This window comes from Collinsella sp. LCP21S3_D3 (assembly GCF_052118305.1).
Taxonomy (GTDB): Bacteria; Actinomycetota; Coriobacteriia; order Coriobacteriales; family Coriobacteriaceae; genus Collinsella.
In genome coordinates this window covers 56,975-76,562 of sequence record NZ_JBQKHK010000010.1, presented here as the reverse complement: position 1 = coordinate 76,562, position 19,588 = coordinate 56,975, and the positions used below count along the sequence as shown (strand labels likewise).

General features: G+C 59.4%; 22 protein-coding genes. 12 read left to right on the top strand and 10 right to left on the bottom strand.

Features of this window, described 5'->3' with window-relative positions:
• The coding region (locus ACTQ1S_RS06280; protein WP_441547315.1) for an HAD family hydrolase at positions 1-427 on the top strand (427 nt) is incomplete at its 5' end.
• A 75-nt stretch (positions 428-502) separates the two neighbouring features.
• On the opposite strand, the gene ACTQ1S_RS06275 is transcribed toward ACTQ1S_RS06280, so the two are convergent.
• The 5 genes from ACTQ1S_RS06275 to ACTQ1S_RS06255 form a co-directional block, all read right to left on the bottom strand.
• On the bottom strand, positions 503-883 hold the full coding sequence (locus tag ACTQ1S_RS06275; protein ID WP_441547314.1) for a Fur family transcriptional regulator: 381 nt from the start codon (positions 881-883) through the stop codon (positions 503-505).
• A 61-nt stretch (positions 884-944) separates the two neighbouring features.
• Positions 945-1,355 (bottom strand): acylphosphatase, encoded by a 411-nt coding sequence (locus ACTQ1S_RS06270; protein ID WP_441547313.1) that lies wholly within the window; start codon positions 1,353-1,355, stop codon positions 945-947.
• A 2-nt stretch (positions 1,356-1,357) separates the two neighbouring features.
• Positions 1,358-2,464, bottom strand: coding sequence for a Gfo/Idh/MocA family protein (locus tag ACTQ1S_RS06265; RefSeq protein ID WP_427795949.1), 1,107 nt, complete (start codon positions 2,462-2,464; stop codon positions 1,358-1,360).
• A gap of 74 nt (positions 2,465-2,538) precedes the next feature.
• Complete coding sequence (gene rnhA / locus ACTQ1S_RS06260) at positions 2,539-3,024, bottom strand: ribonuclease HI (protein ID WP_427727777.1); 486 nt, start codon at positions 3,022-3,024, stop codon at positions 2,539-2,541.
• A gap of 141 nt (positions 3,025-3,165) precedes the next feature.
• Complete coding sequence (locus ACTQ1S_RS06255) at positions 3,166-4,113, bottom strand: LysR family transcriptional regulator (protein WP_427718589.1); 948 nt, start codon at positions 4,111-4,113, stop codon at positions 3,166-3,168.
• Between the two features lie 274 nt (positions 4,114-4,387).
• Between ACTQ1S_RS06255 and ACTQ1S_RS06250 the strand changes: the two genes are divergently transcribed.
• The 3 genes from ACTQ1S_RS06250 (at position 4,388) to ACTQ1S_RS06240 (ending at position 7,192) form a co-directional block, all read left to right on the top strand.
• A complete protein-coding gene (locus ACTQ1S_RS06250; protein WP_441038734.1) occupies positions 4,388-5,698 on the top strand; it encodes an O-acetylhomoserine aminocarboxypropyltransferase/cysteine synthase family protein in 1,311 nt (436 codons plus the stop codon).
• Positions 5,699-6,011: 313 nt separating this feature from the next.
• Positions 6,012-6,788 carry a hypothetical protein gene (locus ACTQ1S_RS06245; protein WP_427747967.1) on the top strand — a complete coding sequence of 259 codons (777 nt, stop codon included), beginning with the start codon at positions 6,012-6,014 and terminating at the stop codon, positions 6,786-6,788.
• Between the two features lie 185 nt (positions 6,789-6,973).
• Positions 6,974-7,192 (top strand): hypothetical protein, encoded by a 219-nt coding sequence (locus ACTQ1S_RS06240; protein ID WP_154517389.1) that lies wholly within the window; start codon positions 6,974-6,976, stop codon positions 7,190-7,192.
• Positions 7,193-7,283: 91 nt separating this feature from the next.
• Here the strand turns inward: ACTQ1S_RS06240 and ACTQ1S_RS06235 are convergent, their stop codons facing one another.
• Positions 7,284-8,198: a ketopantoate reductase family protein gene (locus ACTQ1S_RS06235; protein WP_441031659.1), complete on the bottom strand. Its 915-nt coding sequence runs from the start codon at positions 8,196-8,198 to the stop codon at positions 7,284-7,286.
• Between the two features lie 117 nt (positions 8,199-8,315).
• Complete coding sequence (locus ACTQ1S_RS06230; protein ID WP_441547312.1) at positions 8,316-8,510, bottom strand: hypothetical protein; 195 nt, start codon at positions 8,508-8,510, stop codon at positions 8,316-8,318.
• 163 nt (positions 8,511-8,673) lie between these two features.
• On the opposite strand from ACTQ1S_RS06230, the gene ACTQ1S_RS06225 reads away from it, so the two are divergent.
• The 5 genes from ACTQ1S_RS06225 (at position 8,674) to ACTQ1S_RS06205 (ending at position 14,077) form a co-directional block, all read left to right on the top strand.
• A complete protein-coding gene (locus tag ACTQ1S_RS06225) occupies positions 8,674-9,864 on the top strand; it encodes an aldo/keto reductase (protein ID WP_441547311.1) in 1,191 nt (396 codons plus the stop codon).
• A 95-nt stretch (positions 9,865-9,959) separates the two neighbouring features.
• Positions 9,960-10,826, top strand: coding sequence for a deoxyribonuclease IV (locus ACTQ1S_RS06220; RefSeq protein WP_441547310.1), 867 nt, complete (start codon positions 9,960-9,962; stop codon positions 10,824-10,826).
• Positions 10,827-10,973: 147 nt separating this feature from the next.
• The gene (locus tag ACTQ1S_RS06215) at positions 10,974-11,834 is read left to right on the top strand and encodes an ABC transporter substrate-binding protein (protein WP_118345556.1); all 861 of its coding nucleotides are present in this window, start codon (positions 10,974-10,976) and stop codon (positions 11,832-11,834) included.
• A gap of 116 nt (positions 11,835-11,950) precedes the next feature.
• Entirely contained in the window at positions 11,951-13,312 is a 1,362-nt protein-coding gene (locus ACTQ1S_RS06210; RefSeq protein ID WP_441547309.1) for an ABC transporter permease subunit, read from the top strand.
• Between the two features lie 12 nt (positions 13,313-13,324).
• On the top strand, positions 13,325-14,077 hold the full coding sequence (locus ACTQ1S_RS06205; RefSeq protein ID WP_022094423.1) for an amino acid ABC transporter ATP-binding protein: 753 nt from the start codon (positions 13,325-13,327) through the stop codon (positions 14,075-14,077).
• Between the two features lie 116 nt (positions 14,078-14,193).
• Here ACTQ1S_RS06205 and ACTQ1S_RS06200 read toward each other — a convergent pair whose 3' ends face one another.
• Positions 14,194-14,439 (bottom strand): hypothetical protein, encoded by a 246-nt coding sequence (locus tag ACTQ1S_RS06200; RefSeq protein WP_441547308.1) that lies wholly within the window; start codon positions 14,437-14,439, stop codon positions 14,194-14,196.
• Between the two features lie 147 nt (positions 14,440-14,586).
• Between ACTQ1S_RS06200 and ACTQ1S_RS06195 the strand changes: the two genes are divergently transcribed.
• The gene (locus ACTQ1S_RS06195) at positions 14,587-14,805 is read left to right on the top strand and encodes a heavy-metal-associated domain-containing protein (protein WP_441547307.1); all 219 of its coding nucleotides are present in this window, start codon (positions 14,587-14,589) and stop codon (positions 14,803-14,805) included.
• A 20-nt stretch (positions 14,806-14,825) separates the two neighbouring features.
• Here the strand turns inward: ACTQ1S_RS06195 and ACTQ1S_RS06190 are convergent, their stop codons facing one another.
• Positions 14,826-15,251, bottom strand: coding sequence for a hypothetical protein (locus ACTQ1S_RS06190; protein ID WP_427727796.1), 426 nt, complete (start codon positions 15,249-15,251; stop codon positions 14,826-14,828).
• Positions 15,244-16,815 (bottom strand): Y-family DNA polymerase, encoded by a 1,572-nt coding sequence (locus tag ACTQ1S_RS06185; RefSeq protein ID WP_441547306.1) that lies wholly within the window; start codon positions 16,813-16,815, stop codon positions 15,244-15,246. Before ACTQ1S_RS06185 ends, ACTQ1S_RS06190 begins: the two co-directional genes overlap by 8 nt.
• A gap of 235 nt (positions 16,816-17,050) precedes the next feature.
• Here ACTQ1S_RS06185 and ACTQ1S_RS06180 point away from each other — a divergent pair, with 235 nt between their 5' ends.
• Complete coding sequence (locus tag ACTQ1S_RS06180) at positions 17,051-17,554, top strand: iron-containing alcohol dehydrogenase (RefSeq protein ID WP_441547305.1); 504 nt, start codon at positions 17,051-17,053, stop codon at positions 17,552-17,554.
• Positions 17,555-17,753: 199 nt separating this feature from the next.
• On the top strand, positions 17,754-19,448 hold the full coding sequence (pgi, locus tag ACTQ1S_RS06175; RefSeq protein WP_117817172.1) for a glucose-6-phosphate isomerase: 1,695 nt from the start codon (positions 17,754-17,756) through the stop codon (positions 19,446-19,448).
• Positions 19,449-19,588 lie beyond the last annotated feature (140 nt).

Here is a 19,588-nt window from a genome sequence, read left to right as displayed (position 1 = left end):
AGCTTGCGGACAGGGTCGAGGCGGCATAGGATATCAACCGTATTCCAGATTCTGGGACGCCGGGCCGACTCGCTTCGGATCGGGCACTACACCAACTTTCTCGACACTACCGCCGGCGGCGTTGGAGTATTTCGTCCGTCGCTTTGGCGACCGGGTCGATGTGATGACGTCGGGAACCGAATGGACCGACTTTATCGGCTTTGATTCGGGCAAGGGGTCCGCGCTTGCCGATTATGGTCGTGCGCTGGGGATCTCACCTAACGAAATGATGGCGTTTGGCGATAATGAAAACGACCGCGACATGCTCAACGTGGTGGGCCATCCCTATCTGATGGAGAGCTGCAATCCCAGCATGCGCGGTATCAACGACCGCGTCCGTTACGTGCGCACGGTCGAAGAAGAGCTGCGTCGCCTACTTGCTGAGTAGACATTTGGGACATGCCTGGAAATCTTCCTTTTGCCGCAATCGGTGAAAAGTTGATTTTAAGGCATGCCCCAAAATCTACCTACAGTTGGGGCAGAGGCCCTCGAAGATGGTGTAGTGCGAGTTGACGCTCCATCCGATTTGTTCGGATGCCCTGGCGTCGAGCTGGGTATTGAAGGGGAGCGGCACATCGATGACGCGGCCACACGAGGTGCAGATGATATGCGCATGCGGCTCGATGGCACGATCGAAGCGGCTGCCGCCCGGCGTTTTAATCGAGAGAATCTCCCCGGCATCGGCCAAGAGATTGAGGTTGCGGTAGACCGTACCGCGGCTGATTTTGTCATCCTGCGCGCGCACAGCGTTGTAGATCTCTTCGGCGGTGGGATGGTTGTAGCTTTGGCGCACGGCATCAAGAACTAGCTTTCGCTGCCTGGTATTCCTTCTTTGCACCGCCATGCACCTCGCCTCTTTTCTATTAACGGTCGTAGGTAAATGATACCGTATTTAGCACACAATACTAATAATGAGGAGTGAAACCGCCTTCATTGGCAAGTGGGGCTCGGACCTGGGCGTCTACGAGGCGAAAACGCGTTCCCATGCGCTCGTAGGAGGCATGAAGCGCCTCGAGATGAGATAGGATGTTTGCTGGAGCTCCCTGTATCTCCATCTCGACCGAGCCGTCTTCCATGTTACGCACCCAGCCGGTGAGTGCGCGTGCCTGCGCGAGGTTGGTGCTGGTAAAGCGAAAACCAACGCCTTGGACCTGTCCCTCCCAGCGCAGGAAATAGCGCAGGGGAGTGTCTTGAGTGGCCTCGTCGTTTGCGAGCACAGTAAGCCTGCGGCGCAGCTCGAGCTCGACGCCAGAGGGCTTTTGGGGCTCGCGGCTGCCGCCGGCGACGCCCGAGAAAAGCTTGTCGAAAATACCCATCGCTAGGCCTGCTTGACAGAATCGGCGGGGAAGGTAATGCCGGTCTGTTGGCGCACGGCATCCATGATGCGCAGCGAGACAAGCGTGACATCGCGATAGTGGCCAAGCTCGTGACGTCCCGCCGGGGTCTCCCAAATCTCTTCCTTGACGTTATCGATGCCGCCGATGGCGGTGATAAAGTCTGCGAGTTCGTATTCCATGGTGTTGCTCGATTTGGGAAGGTCGAGCACGCGGCCGTTGTCGCTCTGTTCGCGCGGCGCCTCGGTCGCCGAGCCGCGTACGACATCGCCGCGATAGTCGATGCGGACGTTGCGGGGCGTGGACAGATGGTCAATCTGGATAGTGCCACGCTCGCCTTCGATCTGCGAGGGCAGTAGGTCATTCGTAATTTTGGAGTGCGCGAGCTCGACGGAGATACGGCCACCGCCGTAGCTGGCGAGGATGGAACCGCAGCCATCGATGGGGCCATGGGTGAGCTCTTGCGTGGTGGGGTCGAGCAGAGTAGCCATGCTCGTAAGGCCGGAGGGCATGCCGAAGATCTCGACCATGGGCTCGACGGTGTAGACGCCAATATCCATGAGGGAGCCCGAGGCCATGTGGCAGTCGAAGATGTTGGTGGCGCGTCCCGCGAGAACCTCGTTGTAGCGCGAAGAATACTTGCCAAAGCGCAGTGAGGCGCGACGAATGGGCGCAATCTCGCCCAGGGCGTCCTCGATGGCGTGGAAAGCGGGGTCATGGAGCGGGCGCATGGCCTCGAGGGCTACGACGCCCGCCGCCTCGGCGGCGCGGAAGACTTCCAGCGCCTGCGCCTCGGTGGCGCAGAAGGGCTTCTCGACGATGACGTGCTTGCCGCTGGCGATGCAGGCAAGGGCCTGCTCGTAGTGAAGTGCGTTTGGGCTGCCGATATAGACGGCGTCGACGTCGGCGGCTGCTGCAAGCTCATCAAGTGAAGTAAAGTTTCGTTCGCCGCCGTGCTCGGCAGTAAAGGCGGCGCCGCGCTCGGCGTTGCGCGAGAGCGTGCCTACGAATACAGCCTGGTCGTTGGCATTGACGACCTGGATAAAGTCGTCGGTGATCATGGATGTGCCGATGGTCGCGATGCGCAGCATACGTCCCCCTTGCGTTGTTTTGGTCTACAGGATGAGTGTAGCGCGTGGGGATATAAAGCTGCGCGAAAACGCTATTACAGGTCGCTCTCGTTAAAGCCGGTGTCGATATCGAGGTTGACTCCATCGGCCGCAGTGGTGGCGAGTTCGTCGCAGCGCTCGTTGAGCTCGTGGCCGGCATGCCCCTTAACCCAGATGAACTCCACCTTATGCTTGCTCTTTGCGGCAAGCAGGCGCTCCCACAGGTCGCGGTTCTTAACGGGCTGCTTGTTGGCAGTTTTCCACCCGCGCTTTTTCCAACCGTCGATCCAGTGCTTGTTAAAGGCGTTGACGACGTACTGCGAGTCGGAGTGGACCTCGACCTCGCAGGGACGGTTGAGTGCCTCGAGCGCCACGATGACCGCCATGAGCTCCATGCGGTTGTTGGTGGTCTTGGCGTAGCCACGCGAAAGCTCGGAGGTGAAGGTCTTGCCGGCGGGGTTGGTGTATTTGAGCACGGCGCCGTAGCCACCGCGTCCCGGATTGGATCGAGCCGAGCCGTCGGTATAGATGATGACCTTCACAGACTTCCTTTCGTCGAGTTCCTCTCTTGCGGCTGTCTATTGTAGCGCCCGGTCCATCCTGTTTTATGCGAGGCGCGCCGCTCCACAAGGATGGTGGAGACGTTGTCGCCAAGAAAGATGGGCGACCTGAATTGTCAAGAGCTAGAGGGCTTTTAAATCTGCCATTTCTATCCCGTCCCCAAATGGTTGGTTTTCGTGGATGATGCGTTCGAGTTCGTCGAGGTATTGCCGCAGCAGGGGAGAGGGCTTGCGCTCATCGTGCATGATGTAGCCCACGCGCATCGTTGGAGCGTCTGCCAACGGGATCGATGCCATGCCCCATTGCATTTCATTGGAGAGGACACCGGTCGACAAAGTGTAACCGTTCGACGTGATGAGCAGATTGGTGAGCGTGCCACGGTCGGAAACGCGGATGTTGCGGTCGCAGGGGATATAGCTAAACGGCTCCTCGGCGTAATAGAAGGAGTTTGAGGTCCCCTGCTCAAAGCTGTAGCGCGTATAGGGCGTAAGGTCGGCAAGCGATAGCTGGGGGCGGCGTGCGAGCGGATGGCGCTCGCTAACGAAGACGTGGACCGTTGCATCGAAGAGGGGATGGAAGCTTGCGCGGGCGTCGGCGAAGGCCTTCTGCAGGACGCGGGCGTTAAAGTCATCCAGATACAGAATGCCGATATCGCTGCGAAATGCGCGGACGTCGTCGATGATCTGTGACGTGGTGGTCTCGCGCATGATGAACTCAAACTTACTGTCGCGGCAGCGCTCGACGACGTTGACAAAGGCTTCGACCGAAAAAGCGTAGTGCTGGGCCGAGACGGCAAGGCGTGCCTGGGGTGTGCCGCCGTCCTCGTAGCGGGCCTCGAGCATATCGGCCTGCTCTACGACCTGGCGCGCATAGCCTAAAAGCTCGGTGCCGTCGTTGGTGAGTGTGACGCCGCGGCTGGAGCGCGTAAAGATTTCCAGACGGAGCTCCTGCTCTAGGCTTTTGACGGCGTTGGAGATATTGGATTGCGCGGTATAGAGGCGCTGAGCTGCGGCGTTAATTGAGCCGGATTCTGCCACGGCGATAAGAAAACGAAGCTGCTGGAGGGTCATCGGCACCCGTCCTTTCGATAGCTATCTAAAAAACCGATAACAGGTTAGCGCTTTTAAGTGATTGACCGCGCGAAACAATGCTCGTACTATTCAAAACACACAAAGGCGGTAGGTAATTAAGCCGACCACGAGAACGGGATGTCAAAAGGAGGACCGCATATGAACTGCTTACTAAGACGAATGCCGGGCTCCTGCTTGCGCCCGTCGGCGTGATCAGGAGACGGCGACTTACTTCTCTTACTCTTATTACTTTTGTTCGATCAAGGAGATCATCATGAGCCAGTTTATCAACAACCCCGAGCACACCTTTGGTTTCGACACCCTGCAGCTGCACGTTGGCCAGGAAAGCGCCGACCCCGCATCCGATTCCCGCGCCGTGCCTATCTACCAGACCACGAGCTATGTGTTCCGCAACTCCCAGCACGCCGCTGACCGCTTTGGCCTTGCCGACGCCGGTAATATCTACGGTCGTCTGACCAACTCCACCCAGGGCGTCTTTGAGGACCGCATTGCCGCGCTCGAGGGCGGCGTTGCAGGTCTTGCCGTCGCCTCTGGCGCCGCCGCCATCACCTATACCCTGCAGGCCCTCGCTCAGGCCGGCGACCATGTGGTGGCCCAAAAGACCATCTACGGTGGTTCCTACAACCTGCTGGAGCACACGCTCTCCCAGTTTGGTGTCGAGACCACCTTCGTCGATGCCCACAACCTGGACGAGGTCGAGGGTGCCATCAGGGACAACACCACGGTCATTTACCTCGAGACGCTCGGCAACCCCAACTCCGATATCCCCAACATCGACGCTATCTCCGAGGTCGCTAAGAAGCATGGTCTTCCGGTTGTTGTCGATAACACCTTCGGCACTCCGTATCTGTTCCGTCCGCTGGAGCACGGCGCCAACATCGTCGTTCACTCTGCAACTAAGTTTATTGGCGGCCACGGCACCTCGTTGGGCGGCGTGATTATCGATGGCGGCAACTTTGACTGGAAGGCGAGCGGCAAGTATGCGCAGATCGCCGAGCCCAATCCCTCCTACCATGGCGTCTCGTTTACCGAGGCCGCCGGCCCCGCTGCCTTCGCGACCTATGTCCGTGCTATCTTGCTGCGTGACGAGGGCGCCTGCATTAGCCCGTTTAACGCCTGGGTCCTGCTCCAGGGCACCGAGACCCTGTCGCTGCGCGTTGACCGCCATGTCGAGAACACCAAGAAGGTCGTTGAGTTCCTGATCGGTGACGGCCATGTTGCCAAGGTGAACCACCCGAGCCTGCCCGAGCACCCCGACCATGAGCTGTACCAGAAGTATTTCCCCCGTGGCGGCGCCTCGATCTTCACCTTCGAGATCAAGGGCGGCCAGGAGGCTGCTTGGAAGTTCATCGACCACCTGCAGGTCTTTTCGCTGCTCGCCAACGTGGCCGACGTCAAGTCGCTCGTCGTGCACCCGGCTACCACCACGCACTCCCAGCTCTCTGCCGAGGAGCTTGCCGAGCAGAACATTACGCCCTCTACAATCCGTCTTTCCATTGGTACCGAGAACGCCGAGGACATCATTTGGGATCTGAAGCAGGCCTTTGCCGCGCTGGACGAGTAGGGCGACTTGTGCAAGGGCCCCTTGCGACTCGATAGGTATAACTGCATAAAATGCCTGCTCAAGGTGCCTGCGCGAACAATGGTTGCGCAGGCGCCTTTTTTGCATAGGAAGGGCGCTGTTACAGGGTTTTTGGCATGCTTTATGCATGCGAGTTGTGGAAAACTCCTGTTGAGAGGATGTGAGTTTTACGCAAATGACGTGCACCTTTTGAGAAAAAACCGCAGGTCGCGATTTACTCGGGGTACTATGCAGCGCGATCGAATCACACGCAGCTTAAACGCAGCAAAAACTCACTACGGAGGTTTCCAGCTACATGAGGATCGATTCACGAAAACCGAAGGCCGCCGCCCTTTCTGCCACGCTTGCCGTGGCGCTTTTAGTGGGTGCCGGCGTAACCGATGCCCACGCGGCAACACTGTCCGACGCGGTCGGATCAACGCCGTCCGAGGCGACCCTGATGCAGCCCGTCGACTATCGTGGCGACGGCTTTGGCTCCATGCAGGAGTGGAACGCCTCGATGGGGGCCAAGCGCGATTCCCTAGAGGTCCGCGCGCAGATCATCATGAACATGTACGGTGACTATGCCACCGATGACGAGCGCGCTGTACTGCAGGGTTGTATCGACGGTGCGGGCAGTCTTTTGACGATGGAGGAGGTCGACGCGAAGTCGGCCGAGCTCGACGAGCTTCGCTCCACGCTCGAGGATGCTAAGCGCGAGGCGCTCGAGGCTGCGGCCGTCGAGGCAGAAGCTGCCGAGGCCGTTCAGGCTTCGTATTACAACGCCGGCTCCGGCTCGTCTTACGCGTCTGCTGCGTATTACGCGAACGGCTCGGGCCTGACGCGCTCGAGCGGCGTCAATAACTACAACGGTCGTCGCGAGACCTATTACAGCAGCAACGTGTTGTATCACCACCGCACGGGTGAGTGGACGCTGGATTCCGAGGGCTTTTGGCGTGATTCCGACGGCTACTACGTGGTGGCTGCGAGCGATAAGTCCCAGGGCTCGACCTTTACGGGCTCTAAGGGCGAGTGCAAGGTCTACGATTCGGGTTGCGCAGCCGGAACTACCGATTACTACACCGGTTGGTAATCTGTCGGCATCGATTGCACATGATGGACGGGCGTCTTTACTGAGCTTTCGGGCAATGTAAAGTCGCCCGTTTTTATATGCATTTGGGTTAACAGAGCCCTTACCGTGGCACTACGTTGGGCATATGGGCGCGGGGCACACTAAGTCATGAGAAACAAGGTCTTTCTCGTGGAGGAAGTGATCCCATGAACGCTCGAGATGTCGCTATTGCCGTCGTTGCCCTTTTGATCGGATGTCTTGGTCCGACGGCGGCGTTAGTTGCCGGCTTGCAGTCCACTACGGGTGCTGCTCCTGTGGTTGTGAGCGCCTTGATTGCAGCGGCGCTGTTGGGAAGCGCCGGCGTGGTGCTTTGCCGCGATGACGAGGACGAGGTCCCGGAGTCGCAAAACGAGCCTCAGTTTTAGCCTCGGCCTAAATGCGACAGGCCTTCGCGAGCGATGGGATCCTCGCGAAGGCCTGTCTGCTTACATTGCGCGCGTCGCCGTGCGGGCGAGGCTACCAGCTGCTTTCTATTTCGCGAATCCTCTGGTAGAGCCAATCGTTTTGCGGCACTTGGATATCGTGTTTGGCGGCCAGGCGGCAGATGGTGCCCGCGAACTCCTCGACTTCGGTTTTACGTTGTGCGATGCGGTCCTGCGCCATCGAGGGCATGCCGGCGGGGTCGATTCCCTCGATGAGGTGCACCATCTGCGTCAGGTCTGCCTCGGTAAGCTCAACGCCCTCGGCGTTGGCGACCGCAAGTGTCTCGCGCATGGCGGAAACAAAGCAGCGACGCTGCTCGGAGTCCTGTTCCGTGGCACTCCCGTACGTGCCGCCGTAGGCCATGCAGGTCTGGTTGATGCCATCGTTGAGCATGAGTTTGGCCCACATGCGGTGCGCAATGTCGCTCTCGACGGTATGGGCGATGCCGCAGCGCGTGTAGAGCTCATCGATGGCGGTGACGGTTGCGGGCTCGGTGCCTGCTGCCGCGCCAAAGCGAATCTCGCCCGCATTGGTAAAGGTGAGCGCGCCGTTAAGGAATACGGCGTCCATGCCCTGGCAGATGCCCAGGACGGTGTGCTTCCAGCCAAAGCGCTCGGCTATTTTTTGCTCGCTCGTAATGCCGTTGCACAGCGAGGCGATGAGCGTGTTGGGTCCCACGACGCGCTCCATAGTCTTGAGTGCTTGGTTGAGCCCCGTCGTCTTGACCGTGAGAATGACCAGATCGGCGGGCGTTGCCTCGCTGGCGCGGACGGACTTGAGCGTGCAGGGCTTTCCGTTGACGGTGAGCGCATCGCCCACGTGGCGCTCGAAACGCGCGTCATCCATGACGTATTCGACGGCATCGTTGCCGAGGGTCTTGGCAATCATGCTGCCGTAGAGCAGGCCGACGCCACCCTTGCCGATAAAGGCGACCTTGTTGATCTGCATGTGAATCATCTCCCCATATAAAAGGCGCCCGCATATGGGGCGCCTGATGGATTGTATGCCGCTGGGGCATGTGGCGTACACCGGAGGCTGAATTTAGAAGAACAAATGCATGGGAACTTATGCCGTGGGGCAGATGGCAAAAACGCGCGCGGGATATCCAACGCCATCGCGCACCTTGGGGAAGGTGCAGAAGATGACGGCGCCTGTGGCGGGAAGCTCGTCCAGATGGTCCATGACCTCAATCTGATAGCGGTCAACCGAGAGGATGTACTGCTCGCCGGGGTAGGGGTAGGCGTCCTCGCGTGTGGTCACGCTCGCCTCCTTTCATCGGGCTTTTTGCTGATGTTAAAGCGGTGCCGTGACAGCTCGATTTCTTCTGCGTTACGATACGTTCTCGATTGCGATTCCACGATGTTTCGGCCGCGTGACCATTGTGTTTCGCCTTGCCGGGGCGCTGATGGCGAAGGGAGGGGCCGTGCAATACCGCGTTGACCCCAAAAGTGGTAACCGAATATCCGCTCTCGGTCTGGGCTGCATGAGATTTCCTGGTGCGCCGGGACGTCCGGATGCGAAGACAGCCGATGCTATCGTTTCCCGCGCCGTGGAGCAGGGGATAAATTACCTGGATACGGCTTATCTTTATCCCGGCAACGAGGCTTGCGTAGGCGCTTCGCTTGAGCGCTTGGGCCTGCGCGACCAGGTTTTGCTCGCGACCAAGCTGCCGCACGCCTCGTGCAAGTGCGCGGAGGATTTCGACCGTTTCTTTGATGAGCAGCTGCGCCGCCTGCGGACTGACCATATCGACTACTACCTCATGCACAACATCACCTCGCCCGCCCAGTGGGAACGCGTGGTGGCACTGGGTATCGAGGATTGGATTGTGCGCCAAAAGGCTGCGGGGCGTATTCGCCGGATCGGTTTTTCGTACCACGGCAGTGCGGCGGACTTCCTCACGATGCTCGATGCTTATGAGTGGGACTTTTGCCAGATCCAGTACAACTACGCTGGAGAGCACTATCAGGCGGGGACGGCGGGGCTCATGGCGGCTGCTGAACGCGGGCTTGCGGTATTTGTAATGGAGCCGCTTTTGGGCGGACGTCTGGCAGGTAAGTTGCCGCCGCGGGCCCGCGCTGTGCTCGATAGCGCCCGTGACCCGCATTTGTGCACTCCTGCCGCTTGGGGGCTTTCGTGGGTGTGGAATCATCCTCAGGTGACGATGCTGCTTTCGGGTATGACCGATACCGCGCAGGTGGATGAGAACGCGGCGTTGGCCGATCGGGCCCTGCCGGATTCGATGACAGCTACTCAGCTCGATGCCATCGCACGCGTGCTGGAGGAGTTTGAAAAATCGAATCGCGTGCCCTGCACGGGATGCGGCTATTGCATGCCGTGTTCTAAAGGCATCAATATTCCTGGGTGTTTTGCCGCCTACAACGCAAGCTATGCGCACAGCTGGTTTACGGGTCTATCGCAGTATTTTACGGCGAGCGCGGTGCGCACAAGCGAGCCCAAGTTGGTGAGCAATTGCGTCAAATGCGGCAAATGCGCGCGGCACTGCCCGCAGCATATCGATATCCCCGAGCGTCTCGACGATGTGCGCCGCCGTTTTCAGCCTGGACCCGTGACGGCGGTGCTTAAGGCCTTCGGCAAAACGCGCTCCTCATGACCCTTTTATAACTTGCGGTGGAATAGTTCCTGTTTGCGGCAGAATAAGGCATCAACAGGAACTATTTCACCGTAACTGATGAGGGGGAGCTGGGGATGCTGACGATTGGGTGTCACCTATCCACGACGAAGGGCTATCGGGCGATGGGGGAGACGGCGCTATCCATTGGCGCCAATACCTTTGCATTCTTTACGCGCAACCCGCGCGGCGGCAAGGCGAAAGACCTTGACATGGATGACGTGGCGGCCCTGCGCGAGCTTATGGAACAAAACGATTTTGGTCCCCTCGTGGCCCATGCTCCGTATACCTATAACCCCTGCTCGGCCAAAGAGCGGGCGCGCGAGTTTGCCCTGGAGGCCATGGCTGAGGATCTGCAGCGTCTGGAAGCGCTGCCCGGTAACTACTACAATTTCCATCCCGGTGCGCATGTGGGACAGGGCTCCGACGCCGGCATTCAGATGATCGTCGACACCCTGTGCCAGGTGATGTTTGAGGGCCAGCAGACGACGGTGCTGCTCGAGACCATGGCTGGCAAGGGCACCGAGGTGGGCCGCAGCTTTGAGGAACTGGCGATCATCATCGAGGGCGTTGCTGACAGGCGCCCCGAGCTGTCGGCCAAGCTGGGCGTTTGCCTGGACACCTGCCATGTAAATGATGCCGGCTATGATATCGTCCAAGATCTTGACGGTGTGCTCGACGAGTTCGATCGTGTGGTGGGTATCGAGCGCCTGCGCACTGTGCATATCAATGATTCCAAGAATCCCCGCGGTGCCCATAAGGACCGGCATGAGTGCATCGGCAAGGGTTACCTCGGCAGCGAGGAACTTGGCGGTGGAATGCAGGTTATGCAGAATATTGTATCGAATAGCTGCCTGCGATCACTGCCATTCATTTTGGAAACGCCGAACGAACTTGCAGGTTATGCGGCTGAAATTAAACTATTAAGGTCATTGCAGCAGTAATGACTGTCATAAAGTGGAGTGTTCCATTCACGTTATGGGTTTGTTTCAATCAGTTTTCTAATTGCAGATTCTCTCACGCGGGTGCATAATAGCCCTCAGTTTTTGCAGGCCCCTGAATCACATGGGGCCATTGGAAGGAGACTGATTATGAAGCTGAAGAAGCTTGGCGCATTTGCCGCCACGGGCGCCATGGCGCTTGCCCTCGCACTGACGGGCTGCGGCTCGTCCAACGCCACCTCTGGTTCTGATGCCGGTTCCAGCAGCTCTGACGACGCTAAGGTCGAGAAGGTCGACGGCTCCAAGGAGTACGCGCTCGTCAAGGACGGTACGCTGACCGTCGGCACCTCTGCCGAGTACGCTCCGTTTGAGTACAAGGATGACAACGGCGATTATCAGGGCTTTGACCTTGAGCTCATCAAGGCTATCGGCGACAAGCTGGGCCTGGATGTCGAGTACGTCAACAACGACTTCGACACGCTCGTCCCCGGCGTCGCTTCGGGCACCAAGTATGACGTCTCCATTGCGGCTATCACCGACACGCCCGAGCGTGAGAAGGAAGTCGCTTTCTCCGATTCCTACTACATGGACGATCAGGCTATCGTGACCAAGGTCGATAACACCGACATCACGGCCGACAATTACAGCGAGAAGCTCAACAACGCCGACGCTACCATCATCGTCCAGTCTGGCTCGACCGCCGAGGCCTTTGCCCAGGAGAACTTCCCCAAGGCCAAGATCGTCCCCTACAAGGACGCTACCGAGTGCTTCAGCGCCCTGCAGTCCGACAAGGGCGATGCCGTAGTCACCAACCGCTCCGTTGCCAGCCAGCTGACCGCCGAGCAGTTCAACACCTGCCACACGGTTAAACAGATCAGCACCGGCGAGGAGTACGCTATTGCCATCAACCAGGGCAATACCAAGCTCAAGGACGACATCAACCAGGCCATCAAGGACCTGACCGACGACGGTACCGTTGACGCCCTCATGGCTAAGTACAACATCAAGTAAACAGATACTTGATTGCGTGTGGGCCCTTTCCGTTTAGCGGAGAGGGCCTTTGCGCTTCTCTCGACGGAGAGCGTTTCCGTCTCTATTTGCCGGCAACTTCTACGATAGGAGCCACCTTGTCTCGACTGAACAAAGGGGCCGCTGAGCAGCGTTCTTCACTACCCGCCTTGCTCCAAAAGCTAGCCTGTGTCATGGCCGTGGCGCTCGCGCTGGTGTGCGTGGGGGCATCTGCGCCCTCGACTGCCCAAGCGCTTGAGACCGCAAAGATTACCGCCCGACCCAACACCGGTTCGGGCAGCGATGTGGTCGGCGGCACCGAGACACGCATTACCTGGGAAGTTCAGGCCGACGCCGACGAGGAGCTGAGCGGTCTTTCGCTGACGTTTGTCGATGGCACGACGTTTGGTACCGATGACACGCGATTGACGATGCTCTCGGGCGAGGACCTCATGGATCGCACACCCATGAAGCCCACGTGCACGGCTGATGGCCAGACGCTCAAGATCGACTTTGGCGAGACGGCGCCTGCCGGCGGCTTTTTCCGTGTCGAGGTGTACGGCGTGACCTTCCCCGTCGAAGGCGGCGACGAGGCCTTTAGCGGCACCTATACGCTCGCCGACGGTTCGACCAAGAAGATTTCCAAGATTCCTTCCGTCGAGATTAAGGGCGTGACGGCCTTCGATAACTTCCAGGCCGATCTTAAGGAACAGCCGTGGGTCGAGGCTTGGAATTCCAATATATTCCTGCGCCTGTTCTTGAACCCGGTCATTTTGGTCCAGAGCCTGCCGGTCGTATTTAAGGGCTTCCTTATGTCGCTCTCGATCGTGCTTGTGGCGTTTCCGCTGGCAATCCCCTTTGGCTTTGCCTTGTCGCTCATGCGCATCTCCAAGTCGCGCATCCTGCGCTGTCTTGCCGGCATCTACGTGAATATCATCCGTGGTACGCCGGCGTTCCTGCAGATCTATATCGCGTTCTTTGGCCTGCCACTTGCCGGCGTCAAGGTGGACGACTACGTCTTGGGCGTTATCGTCATGGCCATGAACTCGTCTGCGTACCTGTGCGAGATCTTCCGTGCCGGTATTCAGTCGATCCCCAAGGGCCAAAACGAGGCTGCCCGCTCGCTGGGCATGAATGCCTTCCAGACGTTGCTCTACGTTATGATTCCGCAGACGTTCCGCAATGTCCTGCCTACGCTGACCAGCGAGTTTATCCTGCTTTACAAGGATACGTCGCTGCTCGCCGCCGTGGGCGTGGTCGAGATCGTCATGAATGCCCGCACCATCGTGGCGACGACGGGCTCCATCACGCCGTATGTGGTTGCCGCCCTGTTCTATCTGGTCATTACCCTGCCGCTTGCGCGCTTGGTGAGCGGTCTTGAGGCGAGACTTCTGGGGACGGCCGAAACCAAAAAGAAGCGTCCCACCAAGAGCGCCGGACAGGTTGTCGCGACACCCGCCGATCATATTGCAGGTCTGTAAGGAGGTTCTATTATGAGCGAAACCAATAACTCGAACGAGGTCGTCGTCAGCATCAAGAATCTCCAGAAGGCCTTTGGCGATAACGTGGTCCTGCGCGACATCGATCTGGATGTGCACAAGGGTGAGGTCGTCGTGGTCCTGGGCCCCTCGGGCTCGGGTAAGTCGACGATGCTTCGCTGCATTAACCGTCTTGAGGAGCCCACGAGCGGCTCGATTGTCGTTGAGGGCGTGGATGTGTGCGCCAAGGGCGTCGACCTCAATAAGGTGCGTACGCACTTGGGCATGGTGTTTCAGCAGTTCAATCTGTTCCCGCACCTGTCGGTCAAAAAGAACGTCATGCTTGCGCAACAAAAGGTGCTCAAGCGCAGCAAGGAAGAGGCCGAGAAGATTGCCGTCGAGGAGCTGACCAAGGTCGGTCTGGCCGAGCGCATCGATTTTATGCCGAGCCAGCTTTCGGGCGGCCAGCAGCAGCGCGTGGCCATCGCCCGCGCCCTGTCGATGAATCCGCACGTGATGCTCTTTGACGAGGCTACGTCGGCGCTTGACCCCGAGCTCGTCCGCGACGTCCTTGGCGTCATGCGCGATCTTGCGCGTGACGGCATGACGATGATCGTGGTGACGCACGAGATGGGCTTTGCCCGCGATGTCGCCGACCGCGTCGTCTTTATGGACGGTGGCGTTATCGTGGAGGAGGGCACGCCGAGCGAGGTCTTCGACCATCCCAAGAGCGAGCGCACCAAGGCGTTTTTGGGCAACATCTCGTAGCTGCTTTATGTGGCTGACATAGCAGAAAACGGGGCTGGATTTGGATCCAGCCCCGTTTTTGTTGGGATGCGAATGTGTTTTGGTGCAGAGCCGCGTATGGGCGGAGCTTATCGCCGTTAGGCGAGCTCGGCTCCAAGGGCGCGACAGGCGGCCTCTGCCTCATCGTCGGGGGCGTCGTAACAGATGACGGAATCGACGACGTTGACGCCGGCCTCGTCGGCGTCCGCCTTCCAGTTGTCCATCCATTCGCCCTCGGCCCAAGAATAGGAGCCAAAGAGGACGACCTTCTTGTCGCCGAGGGTCTCCTTGACTTCGTCCCACATCGGCTGGAACTCATCGTACTCGAGCTCCTCGGAGCCCATGGCGGGGCAGCCGAAGGCGATGGCGTCATAGCCGGCGGCTTATTTTTTGGATTCCGGCGTATTGTCGCATCGACGCATGGCACATGCTGTTGCGGCGATGGGGCGGGCAGAAAGAAGGTCAAGAGGGTCGCGGTCGCGGACACCGATGTGTCTCACTACCCCTATAGCGATGAGCTGCTTATTGGCGGTATGAGCTGCGGCGGCTGCGCGCAAAATGTGACGAACGCCCTCAACGCTCTCGATGGCATTTGGGCCACGGTGACGTATGCAGACCACACGGCGTGCATCCGTTCTAAAAACCCGATCGATCGTGAGGTGCTTGAGGCTGCCGTGAGGGATGCGGGCTATTACGTCGTAAAGCCGTAGGGCCGAGCGTGCGCTTGCGCTTAGGCTCGGCCGCGCAGCTCGATGTCTTGGATATCGTCGAAGCCGATGGCGATGTCTCGGAGTTTGAGCAGCTTGAACGCGGGGAGCACTTCGTCGAGAATGCCGGTGCGGCTACGATAGCCGTATGTATCGTAATAAGTGACGCGCACCAAGTCGCCGCGTTTGAGGCCCTCGAGCTTTTTTGAAAGTTCGAGGGCTTTTTCTTCCGTGAGTTCGCATTTGGGCTCAACAGAGATCTCTTGTTTGCGCACGAGCTCATAGTATCCCGTGAGGGCGGCAAAGGGCATAAACTGCGCGGCGCGGTTGGCGCGAACGGCACCGTTGGCGGTGAGCCTGGGGTCGGCGGCGCGACGCCTTCCCTCGGGGTCCGCCAGGCGTTCAAAAGGTGTCGGTGGCCGCATCGGCTGTTGTTGGGCCTTAGGCACGGTGTCCTCCTACCTGATCGTTGCGTTCGCGTGCGGTGGCGCCGGCGGTAAAGCTTAATCCCTTGACCAGGGCGTTCTTGCCGTACTTGCCCTTCACGGCCAGAACGGCGCGGGCCAGGTCGCGCTCGCGCTCATCGGCCTTAACATCGCTAAACAGATCGATGGTGGCAAATTCCTCGGGCATGAGGTTGCCAAAGCCCAAATTGATGCGCTTGACCGGTCGTTTGGGATCGACGGTCTGCGCCCAGAGCTCATCGAAATGGCCCATGATCTTCTTAAACGAATTGGTGCGCTCGGGCAGCTTGCGCGAAGCGTTAGAGTGCGCAAAGAGCGCGGCATAGCCGCCACGCGGTTTGCCGCCATGCTCTCCCACAAAGATGCCGTCGATTGCCTGTGCCTCGCGCACCAGACGGCGTCGTTCGTCATCGCGCTGGACGGGCTTGGGTGCACGGGGTGTGAGCTCGGGGCCGGCGGTTGCGGCGGGTTCGATGCTCGACGTGCTCGAACGCAAATGTCCGCATCCGTCTACATATTGCGCTGTGCCGCTGGCGTCGAGGCGGCGTATGTCGGCGCGCTCGCTCGCGTAGCCCACAAAGAGCGAGATGCTGTCGCAGACCACGTGCTTATCGACCAAGTCCAGTACGGCGGCATCGACCATCTCGCGCAAGACGGTGTAGGCCTGCTCGTAGGCATAACCCTTCGAGAGCACTTGTCCTGTGGTGGTTGAAGTTGCCTGCGGGCGATAGGCCTGAATATCGGCGATAGTTGTCGGCTCGCGCCCAAAGGCGTGGTCGATGAGATACTCGGCATTGACGCCGAGTTCGTCGTAAAGCAGGTTTTCGTCGAGCGCGGCGACGCCCATCAGATCGTATACCCCGTACTTTTCGAGGCGGGCTGCCACGCCGGGGCCGATGCCCCAGATATCGGTGATGGGGCGATGGGGCCAGATCTCCTTGCGAAAGGTCTCGTCGTCGAGTATGCCGATGCGGCTGGGTACGTGCTTAGCGGTAATGTCGAGCGCCACCTTGGCCTGGAATAGGTTGGGGCCGATGCCGACTGTCGCCGTGATGCCGGTGCGCGCGAGGACCTCATCGCGCAGCATGCAGGCAAAGCTTTTGGCATTGGTATGGTAGAGCTCTAGATAGGGTGTCACGTCGATAAAGCACTCGTCAATTGAGTAGACGTGAACGTCTTGCGGACTGACGTATTCCAGGTAGATACCGTAGATCTGCGCCGACACCTCCATGTAGTGCTGCATGCGCGGTACGGCCTTGATGTAGTCGATGCCGTCGGGAATCTCAAACAGGCGACAGCGGTTGTGTATCCCGAGGTCTTTCATGGCCTGGGTAATGGCGAGGCAGATGGTCGTACGCCCGCGTGATTCGTCGGCAACGACCAGGTGGGTGGTGAGCGGATCGAGCCCGCGGTCGACGCACTCGACGCTGGCGTAAAACGTCTTGAGGTCGATGCAGATATAGGTGTGACGCCCGTGCCCCACGCGTCCTCCCATCAAACACATGTTCTTATCGAATACATGTTCGATAATACCCGCTCGTCCGGACATCGTCAAAACCTGCCAAAAAGGGACAGGTTTATTTTGGTAGGTAAAACGCTTGACCGACCAAAACAAACCTGTCCCTTTTTGGCAGGTATGGTCGGGCGGTTGCATCGGGTTTTAACGCAGCTCTAAAGAGCGCGAAACAGCCCGGAAAACCTCGCTTCGTAGCATGAGCCTAACGATCGATACCACCATAAAGCACGGAAGGGTTGTGGGGATAATGGTCAACTATGGGTTTGGTATGCCGACGCGCCTTGTTGCGGATGGAGACGTGGCTCGCTGGTGTGGACGATTGGTCGCTCACTACGGCGGCACCAAGGCGCTGGTGGTGCTGGGTGGCGACAAACATACGCGCGATGAGCTTGTCTCGGCGGCGCTCGGCTCGCTTGACCGAGCTCTGCTCGAGCGCGTGCTTTTTCGTTGCGGCTCGGTTGAGGGCGACGGGGGAGACGAGCTGATCGACGAAGCTGTGGCCCTGGCGACCGACGAAGGCGTGGACTTTGTCCTGGCGATCGGCGATGCCGATACTGCTGGCTTTGCGCGCGAACTCGCGCGTCGCATGGCGGCGCTCGATGCCGGCGAAGACGGTTTTGTCCCTTATGGATGTATTGTCTCGGAGGGCAAAGTGCCTGCTGTCGTGGGAGCCGGCGAGGTTCCCGTTTTTGCCATTATCGCGCCCGAACTGCTTGAGGGCATTGGGTCTCCTCTGCTTGAGTTGCTCGGCAGCGTGTGCGCCGCGGCCTAATGTCTGCCATAAAGAGATGGGCTATTTTTGGTAGGTAAAGCGTTTGACCTGCCAAAATAAACCTGTCCCTTTTTGGTCGGTCGCCGTTTGGGGGCGGATTGGCAACGCTCGCTGATTACGGTCTTGACCTGCGCTAGAATAGGGGCATCTGATTATCCGGGTGCATGGAGGTTTGCGCCCGTATGTTGAGGAGGACTTTATGGCAACTGTTGCCGCACCTATCGACGCTACGTCGACCGCCGCTTGGAAGGCGCTCGAGGCTCATCAGGAGAAGCTCGAGGCCGAAGGTATCGACCTCAAGGCCTGGTTCGCTGCCGATGCAGAGCGCGTGAACAAGCTGAGCTTTGACGCCGGTGACCTGCACTTCGACCTGTCCAAGAACCTGGTGACCGATGAGACCGTCAAGCTGCTGTGCGATCTTGCCCGCGAGGTGAAGCTCGAGGAGCGCCGCGACGCCATGTTCTCCGGCGAGCACATCAACACCACCGAGGACCGCGCCGTCCTGCACACCGCGCTGCGCCGTCCGGCAAGCGAGAAGGGCCAGCTCATCGTTGACGGCCAGGACGTCGTCGCCGACGTGCACGAGGTCCTCGACCGCATGTACGCCTTTGCCGAGCGCGTGCGCTCCGGTGAGTGGAAGGGCGTTACCGGCAAGAAGATCGAGCATCTGGTGTCCATCGGCATCGGTGGCTCCGATCTGGGCCCGGTCATGGCCTACGAGGCCCTGCGTCCCTACGCCGACGCCGGTATCGACTGCCGCTATATCTCCAACATCGACCCCAACGACCAAGCCGAGAAGCTCAAGGGCCTGGATCCCGAGACCACGCTCGTGATTATCGTCTCCAAGACCTTCACCACGCTCGAGACCCTCACCAACGCTCGCGAGGTCAAGACCTGGATGCTCGAGCAGCTCAAGGCTCAGGGTGCCATCGACGGCTCCGATGAGCAGAACGCCGAGGCCGTGGCCAAGCACTTCGTTGCCGTTTCCACCGCACTCGACAAGGTCGAGGCCTTTGGCATCGACCCCGCTAACGCCTTTGGTTTCTGGAACTGGGTCGGCGGCCGCTATTCCGTCGACTCCGCCGTGGGTCTGTCGCTGATCGTCGTGCTCGGTCCCGAGCGCTTCCAGCAGTTCCTCGAGGGTTTCCACGCCATCGACGAGTACTTCTGCAATACCCCGCTCGAGAACAACGCCGTCGCGCTGATGGGCCTGCTCAACGTCTGGTACGTCAACTTCTTCGGTTCCAAGAGCCACGCCGTGCTGCCGTACTGCCAGTACCTGCACCGCTTCCCGGCCTATCTGCAGCAGCTCACCATGGAGTCCAACGGCAAGCACGTCCGCTGGGACGGCAGCGCCGTGACCTCCGACACCGGTGAGATCTTCTGGGGCGAGCCCGGCACCAACGGTCAGCACGCCTTCTACCAGCTGCTGCACCAGGGCACCGTGGTGGTCCCGGCCGATTTCATCGCCTTCGCCAACACTGCCAACCCCGCAACCGACAGCGGCCAGGATGTTCACGAGCTGTTCCTGGGCAACTTCCTGGCCCAGACCAAGGCACTCGCCTTTGGTAAGACGGCCGATGAGGTGCGCGCCGAGGGCACGCCCGAGCAGATCGTCCCGGCCCGCTGCTTTGAGGGCAACCGTCCGACGACCTCGATCTTCGGCGATACGTTGACCCCGTTCGCACTCGGCGAGCTCATCGCCCTGTACGAGCACATCACGTTTGTCGAGGGCACGGTCTGGGGCATCGACTCCTACGACCAGTGGGGCGTCGAGCTGGGCAAGCAGCTTGCCAAGCAGATTACCCCGGCCTTCCACGACGACGCCGCCAAGGCCGAGCAGGACGCTTCGACCCAGGCGCTCATCGAGTTCTACCGCGCTCACCGCAAGTAGTCTTTACGGCCGAGTTGGCTTATGACTGAAAGGGGCCCGTATCCGTTGGGATGCGGGCCCCTTTGCTATTTGAGTGGGCATGAGGGCGTATTGAGGGGGGATGTCTTGCAGTCGGCATCCGCGTGCGGCGCCATTCGCTG